The sequence below is a fragment of the Candidatus Acidianus copahuensis genome (genome assembly GCF_000632495.1).
In the GTDB taxonomy this organism is placed as follows: domain Archaea; phylum Thermoproteota; class Thermoprotei_A; order Sulfolobales; family Sulfolobaceae; genus Acidianus; species Acidianus copahuensis.
In genome coordinates this window covers 75,454-87,506 of the sequence record NZ_JFZT01000021.1, presented here as the reverse complement: position 1 = coordinate 87,506, position 12,053 = coordinate 75,454, and the positions used below count along the sequence as shown (strand labels likewise).

General features: G+C 36.2%; 13 protein-coding genes. All 13 read left to right on the top strand.

The genetic code is table 11. From position 1 onward, the window contains the following. Positions 1-555, top strand: a 555-nt coding sequence (locus tag CM19_RS03760; RefSeq protein WP_048099127.1) for a 5-formyltetrahydrofolate cyclo-ligase, incomplete at its 5' end; no start/stop codon positions are given. A gap of 537 nt (positions 556-1,092) precedes the next feature. Then, positions 1,093-1,497, top strand: coding sequence for an acyl-CoA thioesterase (locus CM19_RS03755; RefSeq protein ID WP_048099118.1), 405 nt, complete (start codon positions 1,093-1,095; stop codon positions 1,495-1,497). Between the two features lie 547 nt (positions 1,498-2,044). Next, complete coding sequence (locus tag CM19_RS03750) at positions 2,045-2,236, top strand: DUF3311 domain-containing protein (protein ID WP_048099117.1); 192 nt, start codon at positions 2,045-2,047, stop codon at positions 2,234-2,236. Positions 2,237-2,240: 4 nt separating this feature from the next. Continuing rightward, the gene (locus CM19_RS03745) at positions 2,241-3,776 is read left to right on the top strand and encodes a sodium:solute symporter family protein (protein ID WP_048099116.1); all 1,536 of its coding nucleotides are present in this window, start codon (positions 2,241-2,243) and stop codon (positions 3,774-3,776) included. 124 nt (positions 3,777-3,900) lie between these two features. After that, complete coding sequence (locus tag CM19_RS12500; protein WP_052349439.1) at positions 3,901-4,302, top strand: hypothetical protein; 402 nt, start codon at positions 3,901-3,903, stop codon at positions 4,300-4,302. Further along, the gene (gene csx7, locus CM19_RS03735) at positions 4,277-5,005 is read left to right on the top strand and encodes a type III CRISPR-associated RAMP protein Csx7 (protein WP_048099115.1); all 729 of its coding nucleotides are present in this window, start codon (positions 4,277-4,279) and stop codon (positions 5,003-5,005) included. The genes CM19_RS12500 and csx7 (CM19_RS03735) overlap by 26 nt, the downstream gene beginning before the upstream one ends. Continuing rightward, positions 4,992-5,846 (top strand): type III CRISPR-associated RAMP protein Csx7, encoded by an 855-nt coding sequence (csx7, locus tag CM19_RS03730; RefSeq protein ID WP_048099114.1) that lies wholly within the window; start codon positions 4,992-4,994, stop codon positions 5,844-5,846. The genes csx7 (CM19_RS03735) and csx7 (CM19_RS03730) overlap by 14 nt, the downstream gene beginning before the upstream one ends. Continuing rightward, on the top strand, positions 5,843-6,685 hold the full coding sequence (locus tag CM19_RS03725) for an RAMP superfamily CRISPR-associated protein (protein WP_048099113.1): 843 nt from the start codon (positions 5,843-5,845) through the stop codon (positions 6,683-6,685). The genes csx7 (CM19_RS03730) and CM19_RS03725 overlap by 4 nt, the downstream gene beginning before the upstream one ends. Beyond that, positions 6,679-6,828 (top strand): hypothetical protein, encoded by a 150-nt coding sequence (locus CM19_RS13050; protein ID WP_160164860.1) that lies wholly within the window; start codon positions 6,679-6,681, stop codon positions 6,826-6,828. The genes CM19_RS03725 and CM19_RS13050 overlap by 7 nt, the downstream gene beginning before the upstream one ends. After that, positions 6,825-9,314 carry an HD domain-containing protein gene (locus tag CM19_RS03720; RefSeq protein WP_048099112.1) on the top strand — a complete coding sequence of 830 codons (2,490 nt, stop codon included), beginning with the start codon at positions 6,825-6,827 and terminating at the stop codon, positions 9,312-9,314. The genes CM19_RS13050 and CM19_RS03720 overlap by 4 nt, the downstream gene beginning before the upstream one ends. Next, the gene (locus tag CM19_RS03715) at positions 9,302-9,958 is read left to right on the top strand and encodes an RAMP superfamily CRISPR-associated protein (protein ID WP_052349438.1); all 657 of its coding nucleotides are present in this window, start codon (positions 9,302-9,304) and stop codon (positions 9,956-9,958) included. Before CM19_RS03720 ends, CM19_RS03715 begins: the two co-directional genes overlap by 13 nt. Then, positions 9,939-10,889, top strand: a complete 951-nt coding sequence (locus CM19_RS03710) for an RAMP superfamily CRISPR-associated protein (protein WP_048099111.1) — start codon at positions 9,939-9,941, stop codon at positions 10,887-10,889. Before CM19_RS03715 ends, CM19_RS03710 begins: the two co-directional genes overlap by 20 nt. Further along, positions 10,886-11,737, top strand: coding sequence for an RAMP superfamily CRISPR-associated protein (locus CM19_RS03705; RefSeq protein WP_048099110.1), 852 nt, complete (start codon positions 10,886-10,888; stop codon positions 11,735-11,737). The genes CM19_RS03710 and CM19_RS03705 overlap by 4 nt, the downstream gene beginning before the upstream one ends. Positions 11,738-12,053 lie beyond the last annotated feature (316 nt).

The window sequence follows — 12,053 nt, the reverse complement described above, 5'->3', positions numbered from 1 at the left end:
AAGGTAAACCCCGATTCACCTCAAAGAAAAGTTAGAGAAATCGCTTTATCTATGGGGAAAAAGGTAATAGTTCCTACACCTAGATTAAGAGGAGATTTTTTCTTGCTTGATCCAAAGAAAGTTAATCCACGAGAGGCTTCATCTATTTCTGGGTTTACAAAATTAGGTGAGAGAGTTGATATATTTAGTCTTGATAAGATCGATGTGGTTATAGTTGGATCTGTTGCAGTAACCAGAAAGGGGGATAGAGTAGGAAAAGGAGAAGGATATAGTGAGCTTGAGTACGCTATGTTAAGGGAATTAGAGAAGGTTGATGATTCGACACCTGTCATTACTACACTCCATCCGATACAGATAGTTCAATCCATTCCTTCTATGCCTTACGATGTTCCAGTAAATATCTTAGTCACTCCTGAAGAAGTAATAAGGGCTCCTCCTCGAGAAAAACCTAAAGGTATTATGATCGAATACCTTGAAAAGGAAAAAATTGAAAAAACGCCATTCCTTAAGGAATTTCTAATGAAATATCATGAGAAAGATCTAAAGGAAAACTAAGTTCTCTATGAATTAATGGATCTAAGGCTTATATAACGAGATTTTTTACTAGCGAAACATTTGAATCTTTCACGTTCCTAGAACTATCATAACGATCTATTATCTGTATAAACTTTCTTAGGTGAGAAAAATTGTCAAGAATTACCTTGCCTCAGAGGAATTGAGGAAACGCTTTAAATCTTTTTCTATAACAGCTACAATGCTTTATATCAACTAAGGTAAAGATCTAGCTTAGAGAGAGATCTACCCTTGATGATCTAATGTTGATAAGCAGAAAGGTACGTAACTATTTTCCTACACAGAAAAACTCCATTATCGTGAATATAGGGAAGAACCATCTTATGAGAAAATGAGGGAATATTTAGCTTAGTTGAGAGAGAACCAAAATTCGGTTAACTGTACTCATTGTTGTTACGCGCAATTTTAATTCAACTAGATGGTGAATCCCATTCGTATAAAGAGTTTTAGAACTTAACAAGCTTTTCCTTCGCTCAAGGATCCAAATTATTTTTTTAACTTCTCTATCTAAACGTAACTATGTCCTCTCCAGAATTCGTTTTTGAAGAAACTGTAAGAATATATGATACTGATACCCAAGGAATAGCTCACTATGCCTCCTATTATCGTTTCTTTACTAACGCAATAGAGAATTACATGAAGGAAAAAGTTGGCATAAGTTATCCAATAGTTAATGACAATCTTTGGTTCGTCATGGTCGAATCCCAAGCCATCTATAAAAGACCGTTAAGGTTGGGAGATCAAATTACTGTTCTCCTTTCCCCAAAAGCTCTTTCAAAGAAGGTCGTGAGGTTTGATATAACAATAATAAAAGGGGGAGAAAAAGCAACGGAAGGATATGTAGTCCAAGCCTCAATTGATCCAAAGAACTGGAAAGCAATTGAAATACCAGATGAGTTAATAGAAAAGATAACAAAAGTATAATAATGCCTCATTAATCGTTAAATGACGTAGTAGATTAAGTGAAGCAGGATAATTTCATAGGAGACGAATTCAAGAAAAAGTCTTGGTGTATATACAAATATAACTTCTTAGTCTGAAAGAATAGTCTTATATTCCACCTCTTACGTCCATGAGTACCCATTATGGCTTCATTGATATACATCTAGAAAAGTTTGACCTTGATCTGTTCGGTATTGTTATCTTATTCTTTAACTAATTCTGATAAATTTAGAGGAATTCCTCAATTTTATAAGGAGGGTGGAATTCTTGTCCTATTATATCCTGTCACTTTAGAGTGTTCAATTTAGAGTCAGCAATCTCCACGTTACTTAAGAAATGATAACGTAAAACGTTATAATTTCCCTAAAAGATCTAACTCTCTAATGGAAAGTTCTCATCAATATGAGGAGTAATAACCATTATTGAAATCTATAAATTATTGAATTATATTTTAAGTGAGTTCATCTCGTTTTTAAAGTAATTAGCTTATATATCCCTTACTAAAAACAGTTGGAGTAGTGAAAGAAAAGTGGCAAATGGGTTCAACTTAGCAGCGTTAATCGTCCTGCTTGTACTAGTTATAGGGTATTCCATTTTTCCATTTTTTGATAAGGTTAATCCATCTCTTGGAGGGCTTCCATTCTTCTATTGGTATCAAATAGTGATGCTTATAGTAGCCTCAATACTCTATGCTCTAGTTTCAATAATATTTAAAGGGTGATTATATGAATGCGACGTTACCTCAATCTAATATTGATTATTTAACTCTTGCAGTCTTTATAGTGTTCTTTGCAGTGTTTGCTTTCCTGGGATTTTACGGAGCAAAATGGAGAAAAGGGGACCTTAACAAGCTACATGAGTGGGGTCTAGGAGGAAGAAGGCTAGGTTTTATTCTAGTATGGTTCTTAATGGGGGCTGATCTATACACTGCCTATACTTTCATTGCAGTTCCTTCAGCCTTCTTCGCTAAGGGCGCGATATATTTCTTTGCAGTTCCTTATGTAGCCTGGGGATTTGGTGTTGCCTTACTTACCATGCCTAAACTCCTTGAAATAAGTAAGAAAAAAGGATATGTGACAGCTGCTGACTTTATCAAGGACAAGTTTGGAAGCAAAACTTTAGCTATATTGATTGCGCTGACCGGAGTTGTAGCCCAGTTACCTTACATAGCTTTACAGATTGTCGGTATGCAAGCAGTTTTAGCAATGCTATTTATAGGCCTAACTGGAACAGCTAGTTCAACCGTAACTGACATAGCTCTCTTAATCTCTTTCATTGTGCTTGCAGCTTTTACTTTTACAAGCGGACTTAGAGGAGCTGCTCTAACAGCAGTTTTCAAGGACATATTAATCTGGCTAGCCGTTATAGTACCAATAGTCGTAGTTGTAATATCAGCTGGAGGATTTTCACACGCTCTAGCCGTTGCAGGGAAAGCTGCGCCTCTTTATGAGACGCTCGCGCCAAAGGAACCTGTTGAGATGGGATATTTCTCCTTAGCTTTAGGTAGCTCTCTTGCCCTCTATCTCTATCCACATGCAATAAATGGTTCTTTAAGCGCAGAGAGTAGCAAAAAATTAAAACTTGGGACTTCTCTTTTACCCATTTATGGAATAGGATTAGCGTTACTAACCCTTTTTGGATTACTAATTTATGCCGTTAAGCCTGCACTAACAGTGGTGACAACACTAAAAGATGGTCTTCTTACAGTTCCAGCTTTAGTAGCCTATACTATGCCTAACTGGTTCGTAGGTATAGCCTTTCTAGGGATTTTCATAGGAGGTCTAGTTCCGGCTTCCATTATGGCGATTGCCGTAGCTAACTTGATGACGAGAAACGTGATAAAGGAATTTGTTCCATTGACAGAGAAAGGTGAAGCTAGATTAGCTAAGTGGATTTCAACGGCCTTTAAGTTCATAGCCTTAGGCTTTGTATTTGTCGTCCCGGCTACTTATGCAATACAACTCCAGCTATTAGGAGGTATACTTGTAACTCAGACTCTTCCTTCTATATTCTTAGCAATGTATACAAATAAGTTGGAAACTAAAGCTACTATAGCTGGATGGGCAGTAGGAATAGTTTCAGCCGTTTTCCTTACGTTATATGTCAATAAGTTCAGCACGATCTCTACGACCTTCTTTTCCACACCTTTAGGACTTATCTATATAGCCTTGATCTCTCTAGCATTAAATCTACTAGTTGCCGGTATAGGTTCATTAGTTGAGTACGCAGCTGGATGGAGACCTAGAAAGATCGAACAATAAGTTAAGACAATATTTTTCTTTTTGCATTATTATAAGGAAATGTATATTTTTAAAGTAAAGGATCACTTACTATCTCGATTAACGAAACCTAATGTTTATTAAAGTCAATATACTATAAATTTTGATGCAAGTTCAAACCGTATATTTGCTCGATGCAGCAACAAAAATTGCAACACTTATGAAGAAAGGAAACACGAGCAAGACGCAAGTTGAAAACCTTCTTAACTTCTTCAGGTCTTCGTTAGATAAAGAGGAACTCATGCTATTCATAATGAGACAGTCTGGCAAGAGAAACGGAATTGACAGAACGTCTGCAAAAGAGTTAGTATTAAACATAAATGAACTGCAAAATAATGACGATATTCTCAGGCTTCTAGGTTACATTAAATGGGTTTACGAATCTATAGAGAATATAGAGAACTTGCCAGAAATGAAAAACTTCTCTGACCTAGTCAACTTCTTCAAATCAGACAAAGCTAAAGAGAGTAGGGGAGAACGATATGTGCCAGGACCTAGACGTTATTAGATCTGTAATTAAGATAGAAGGAAAGATTTTAAACGAAACCCCCTTAAGAATAGGTTCGGGAAGATCCACCGAATTCTCAAATTCAGATAACCCTATAATCACTAGAGGAGAAAATCCCTTCATACCAGGTTCCTCCATAAAGGGAGCCCTAAGATCTATTGTTGAAGCTTATGTAAATACTATGATAATAGAAAAGAAATGGAATAACGTCAAAAACTGTGAACCAGGAGACAAAAAATGTGAAACCTGTTCTAACGAATACTGTATAGCTTGCCTCATATTTGGGCATACAGACATCGCAAGCAGATTTTATGTTCTAGATTCAATTCCAAAGGGAAAGCCTATAATTTCTACGAGAACTATGGTCTCGATAAACAGAATATTCGGAAGTCAGCAGAGAGGTAATTTATACACGTTAGACTTTGTGGATCCTGGAACAGAGTTTACTTTTTCGGCGATCTTAAATAACTTGAATATATTAGAAGGGGAAAAAGAAGAACCACTTAACAAAGCTGTAGAGGCGCTAAGGTTTGCCCTCTGTCAATTAAAGGATGGAATATTCATAGGAGGAAGAAAAAGTACTGGAAATGGATTAATTAAGCTTGTAAGCGCTAACTTAGCCCTGTTTAAGCTAGAAGGAGGAGATCTCAAGAAAATTAGCGAAAAGACATTAGAGGAGGTATGTAAAGTTGGAAAATCTTAACCTAGAAAAATATGCACTTGTAGCAAAAAACTTGAACCTCAGAAGCGTAAGGATAACAGGAGAAGCAATAACAACTTCACCTATAAGAATAGGATCTGGAAGAGATACTGTTGATGTTACATCTTTAGCGAAGGTGGGAATCTTAAAGTTGGGAGAAGATCCAGTTATCCCAGGTAGTTCATGGAAGGGAGCATTTAGATCTGTAGGTGAAATAGTAGCGTCTAAGGTAGGCCTATCTGTCTGTACTGGACTTACTAAGGAAACTTGTATGGACAAGATTGAGAACTCATTTGACAATATGATAAGGGGAAAGAGATATGGAGAAGCCTTAGAGTTGGTTTGGAAGAATACTTGCATAAACTGTAAGGTATTTGGATCTCCATCAATAGAGTCAGCAGTTACATTCTTAGACTCCGTTGGGAAAAACTGCAAACTAGGAGTCAGGACTATTATAGCTATAGATAGAAAAACTGGTTCAGTTAGATCATCAGGATTAGCAACAGTTGAAGTCGTGGAGAGCGGTTGTAGATTTCCGTTCACTCTAATAGGGAGAAACTTACCAAATTATGTTCTTGGTTATATTATCTCTATAATGAGAGAATTCCAAGAAGGGAGATCACAAATAGGTGGATATAAAAGTAGGGGCTACGGCTTCATATCGTTTGAAAACTTGAGAGTAGACATCTCTCCTATAGAGATAGGAGATAAAGTAAGGTTCAGAGGTATAGGAGAAGGAGATGTGGAGGTTATACTAACCAAGGAAGAATGGGAAAAGGCTCACAAAGGTGACTTCCAGGTATTGAGCAAGTTCGAAGAAGTCTTTAAGAAGGTGAAATTATGAAAGCACAACTTAGCTTTACGCCAAGAAATTCAACGACCTACGGAAAACTCAAAGCTGAGATTGAAGTTGTTTCAGACTACCTTCACGTAGGTATGGAAAAGGGAATTCCAAGAGTTGATAGTGAAAAGATAAACAATGCAAGAAAGAAAATCGACAACGTACTTAAGGACTTCATTAACGATAGATTATCTCCCGGAGAAGTTGACCAGTTTTTCCAACCAGAAGTTAATTGGTTTTCAAGCGAAAACGGAACATACTTTATTCCAGGAAATAGTGTAAAGGGGGCTGTCAGATCAAGGATTGAGCTGTCAACTCCAGGTTCATGCTATATTTCAACAGATCGAAGAACTCAAAACGTCTCTAGTAGATACATCAGTATATTTAAACCTGATAAACGAATAGGAAGCGATAACTTTTTAAAAGAATATTTCGTAAATGGGAGAAGCATCTGTCCTGTATGTAATGTATTTGGTAATTCTGGTTTAGCTAGCAGAGTTATATTCACGGATTTTAAGCTAGTATCAGGTAAGGTTGGTATTATTCCTTATAATAACGAGAGATATGAGGTAGTTCTCAAGGGCTCAAAATTCACAGGAGAGATTCTCTTTAAGGGACTAAAGGATGAGGAAGTGGGTATGGTTCTCTTTGGCATGAAAGCTTTTGACAACGCAGGAAAAATCTCGTTTAAGGAGATGCTTTTTGGGAGGTTTAAGTTCATGGACAGAAAGTTTGGAAGAGTAAGGTTCTCAATTCAATCAGCAGTTCAAATTAATCCTCTTGAGGACCTAAAGAGGTTTTTAGAAAAATATCATCCAAAGGAGGTTAATGAAAATTGGTAGAAATATGTATAAAACCTGATCTTTCCCTCGGTTCATGCAAAGGAGAGTTTCTAGAGAAAATCGAGTTAAGCTGTTTTCCTGGGCATATAGTGAGGGTTAAGGGGATAGAGTATTACTGCGATGATAAGAGAGTGAAATCATGATAAGAAAACTCTACTTTAATGGAAAACCAATCCCATTTACCGAAGGAGAGAGAAAAGAAGCTGTAGAGGATTTTAAGAATGTAATGGTAGATATCTTGACGATAATAGACGAAATATCTAAGGAGAAGAATTTCAGCCCACAACAGTTCATGGAAATATTGGACGACTTAATATCGGCTTTCTATAAAGCTCCTATCTTTCTGACCCACGTTAACTACGTTGTAAAGGGAAAGGAGTATATGCCAAACAACTTCGATTACCTTATCCTTTACTCGATCTTAAGACACTTAACAGGTAAAGACAATATAGGTAAATTACTTAGTGAAGAAAGAATATCTGTTGACAATATACTTTCCCTTTTAGACGGAAAAAACGAGGAAATTAAGGACGATGTACAAATTGCTAAGAAAATAATAGACTACTTGCGATCTAGAGACATTTCTCCTAAAATAAAGAAAGTTTACAAAGCGTTGATTAGCACGCCAGAAGATACTAGACCGGGTTTAAACTTTACGTCTTTAGCGTCTCACTTAACTCTTACATCCTTACTTCTCTGGTTAAACGAAAGTGAGAGTATTCCGCTGAACTACTTGCGATTCGCCGCACTTATGCACGATATTGGAAAGTTGTCTAACCCTGAACATCACGTAAAAGAGGTAAATGACATTTTCAACTCAATTATATCTGATGCAAAACAAAGGGGTGTAAGAAAGGAGTTTTTAGATGAACTTGAGAAAGCTAAGGATAGAGCTTACTCTCATCACGAGCCAAATAAAACAACGGAATTACAACAAGCAGATAGGATAGCAGCAGAACATCAAAGAGACATGGATAAGGTAAAGACGATAGTTAAAGAAAATTTCAAGGATGTGTTAAACTGCTATGAGAGTAGATCCTTTGATTGCATTACAGATGAAATAAAGTATGACAACATAAGTTCAACGATATATCAGAAGTTGCACTCAGGTAAGACTGAAGAAAGAAGTCAACCACAAGGTAAACCAAAGGGATACATTTACATGATCGACTTTCCTGGAGTTCAAGCATTTATAAATAACTTTAGTAAATTGCCTGAGATTTCTGCTGCCAGTTTCATGGTTGACTTTCTCTCAGCCACTCTTCCGTTTATTGCACTAGATCTGAAGTTTAGAAAAGGAAATATACCGCTCGAAGCAATACTTTCTGGTTATGGAGGGCATTCATACCTCGTAATAAGATCTGATCTCGATCCTACAGAAGTGAAAGACACTGTAAGTTCCTTAGGAGGAGAAATTGACATCAAAATTCAGGTCTACTCTTCACCTTTCTTTATAGGCGATCATATAATAGAGTACAATACGTTTTATTCTATAATTTCGGAACAATCCTTTTTAAATAGATATTCAGTAGATTGGAAAGAAAATATTCTATCCTATGGACTCCACAAATTATGCGATAATTGTAGGATTAGACCTGCAAAGAACTTCTCTGCAAGCGATAACAGATATCTATGCGATCTCTGTAATTTAGTTAGGAAATTTTCAGAAAAAAGAGGTTTCACTGCAAGATCTAAAACGGAGTATATCGTTGGAGAGAATCGAATTTCGCTAAATAAAGGAATAAAGGATCCGTCCTGCTATCTGACTGGATGTAATGCTGACAAGGGTTACGTTTCTGTGATAAGATTTGATGCCAACGACGCTGGAAAATATTATGGTTCCTCAATAACGTTTGGTGAATACATTGACAAAAGCTACCTTCTAGACTACTACGTTAAGGAAAGTTTCTTTCAAGAGATCAATAAACTATATAAAGAGGTTAATGATGACGTGCTAAGGGTAATCCTTGGAATCCAGTACTTAGGAGGAGATGAAGGACTTCTAATAGTTCCGCCAATATATGCAATAAAGTTCTTGAAAGAATCCTTATCTTACGCTAGTGAGAATACGGGACTTACGTTTAAGGTAGGAATAGTCACGGTTGATTGTAGTCACCCAATACAATTTGCCTATAACGTTTCCGAGGAACTGGAAGAGGAGGCAAAAATAAAGGATGAGAGTAAGAACTCTATAGGAGTCTTAACTATAACTAGCGGGTTGATCACTGATTCTTCATTTTACTCTATCGCTGAAGAGTTTTCTTCAACGTTTTACATAAAGAACGAATTCGATTTAATGGACGAAATACTTAAGTTTCTAGGTCTTAACTCGTACGCTGAATTAAAGAAAATTAAGGATAGCAACGCTAAAAGCGATGAATATAACAAGTTTAAGGATTTCCTTAGGGAGATAGAATCCATTCTATCTAGATATAATCAGAAGAAAGATATATATGACGTTATATCTATGATAATCAGAGAAATGAATAGAGTAAATTCCCAGGATTTAAAAAATATCTTAAAGCTGCTTTTAACTAAAACATCAATTAACGATGGTGACGTGAGGAATAGACTCTTGGACTTTTACTACATTCTAAAGACTCTGGAGGTGGGATCTTGCAAAAGATAGAATTGAGGTTTAAAATAAAAAACTTGAGTTCGTTAACAGTTGGAGGGACATCGGCTTCAGCCACTGTTGACACGCCATTCTCCTCTCTAGGAATTCCAGGTTCAACAATAAAGGGAGTCATGAGGACTGCCGTATCAAACATGGTATCCTCAGGAATCTTGAAGGGATACACCTCATGCAACGAGATTGAACCAGAAATGATAATAATGAAACATAAAAAAATAGGAGGAGACTGTGACGTTTGTAAACTCTTTGGATATCCAGAAGTTGAGGGTAGATTATTTGTTGGAAACATAAGGCTTACAAAGGAGAAGTTTAAGTTGACAAGGGTGTCTATTGAAGACAAAACAGGTAAGGCAAAAGAAGGAGGTCTCTTTAGCCAAGAAGTCATAAAACCGGGGGAAGAGTTTGAAGGAGAGGTAATCCTTGACTTAGCTGGATTAGACGAAGAATCTAAATTAAAACAAGTCAAGTTATTACTATACTCCATTTTAGCTCTTAGATTTTGGAGATTTGGAAGGGGAGGAATGATTGATATAAAACTAGAAGAAGGAGAAAAAATTTGCAAGGTAATTGACTGTAAAAATATAGGAGATCTTTTAAACGAATTAGGGAGATGGTTGTATGAAAATAGCGTTAGTTGAATTAATTCCTAAATCACCAATTATATTTAATTCAGCCAATATCATGAGCTACTTCTTTACAAGGGGTAACTTCATTCCATCCCAGACTATACGAGGTTCTTTCCTAGGTTACTTTAGAAGGGTTAGGCCAGAGATGTTTGAAAAGGTTCAGGACTTCTTTGCGTCACCAGCATATCCTTGGGAATCAGCTCCCTCTACAGTTTTCACCCCAGCACTGGGCAGAAAATCAAACTGCTTTGCTGAGATAAAAGGATGGGGAGAAGAGCAAAACTTGACTAATTATTTATCAAAATTCAGAGAAGTTTCAACAGAATTTAAGGATAAAGAGGAATGCGTAAAAGATTTTCAGATGGCGAAGCCAAAAGTAGGACAAATAATAAGAAAGGAAATGGAAGGAAGAAAATTCACGCTATTCAAGAAGGTAGAGCTGGAGGGACAAGTTGAGATGAGCGTTGCTATTGATAAGCATACTGCTTCCTCAGAGAAAGGAATGCTCTTTGCTTATGAATATAAGTTTCCTGAAAAAATGTGGGCATTAGCTCAACCAGGAGAAGTTTTAGATTCTGTAGATAGAATCTTCATAGGTAGAGGAAAATCAAGAGGCTTTGGTTGGGTTGACGTAAGGAAGAAGAAAGAGATTGACGTAGAGGAGGAAGGAAAAGGTAAGTACTATTGCTTGTCGCAATGCGTTCCAACACTTTTCGGAAAGACGTATTTTCAGGTAGATAAAATATATGGAGATCTGAGCTATTACATTAGTTGGTTTACTAACGATGAACACGAAGGATATAGACCTTCTTTCAAAGCTCTAAAAGAGGGAAGTATAATACAGGGTGAAAGAACTAAGGAAAATCCTCCTCTTCTTTCAGCTGGTTTAAACTTTGCTATAAAGATTGAAGATCTAACAACGCTTTTGAGGTGGCAAGCATGATCGAGATTTTCAAGTTAAAGTTATCACCAAAGGGAAATATAAGGGTAGCTGGCGAAATTGACGGTAATACAATATATCCTCTGAATTATGATGGTCTTTACGTTATTCCATACTCGAGCCTAAAGGGAGTATTAAGAAGAATATCTGAGAGTGTTGTGAAAACAATGAATTGTCAAGGAAATATAAAAAAGTCTATAGAAACATACATCGGAACAGAAGGAAAGTATACTCACGTTGTAGAGAAAGATGGAAATGCGTATATAGGCAATGAGGTAATAAGGATTGATTTGCATAAGCCAGTATACGAAAACCTAATATCGTGTTTAAGTTCAAGGAATAACTGTGAGAAAGTTGAAGAAATTCTTCACCTATTTCCAAAGAACGAGAAAGACATAGAACTAGAAGAGTTTTCCAAGATTTATGAGGACTATAATCTTTCTAAGAATAACCCTTTAGAGAGAATTTATGGGTCTCCTTATTTTTCTGGGGGATTAACAATATCGGACGCTAGACTGGAAGGTACTAACGAGATAACAACTCACGTTACCATAGACAGGAAAACTAAGATTCAAAAAGAGAGGAACCTCTTTAATGAAATTTCATTGAGATCAAGAGGCTTTAACGTCTTTGTTTCCCTAAAATTCGATGAAGGAGAACTTGGAAAATGCGAAAAGGAACTATGGAAAATGACTTTAAAGTATGTTAATACACTGGGAATATTTGTAGGAGGAGGTAAAAGTAGGGGATTAGGATATGTTATTTTAGACGACAAGGAAAGCAGCTATGCATCAATAAATAATTTAGATGAAAGGGCAAAATGGGAAAATCTAAATGAATATATTTCTTAGTAAATATTTTAAATATTTTCTAATTCTATTTATTTTTATCTTAATGGAAGTTAAGAGGTTTAAGACTTCACTGTATGATGAGGTGGATAATATAGTTATAGAAGCGTATAAATTTTTTTAATATAACATCTACTTTATGCAGAGTGAACCAATTGGCAACTCTGCTAAGTAGTACAGTTCACGTATAACGGTAAACTTAGTGTTAACTCCAGAACTCTTAACATATATAAGATTTAAAAATAGATTACATAAAAGAGACTTCCTTGCAATAATAGGAAGATAAGTCCATGTTAAAGAGGAAAGTTCAATCAAAAGG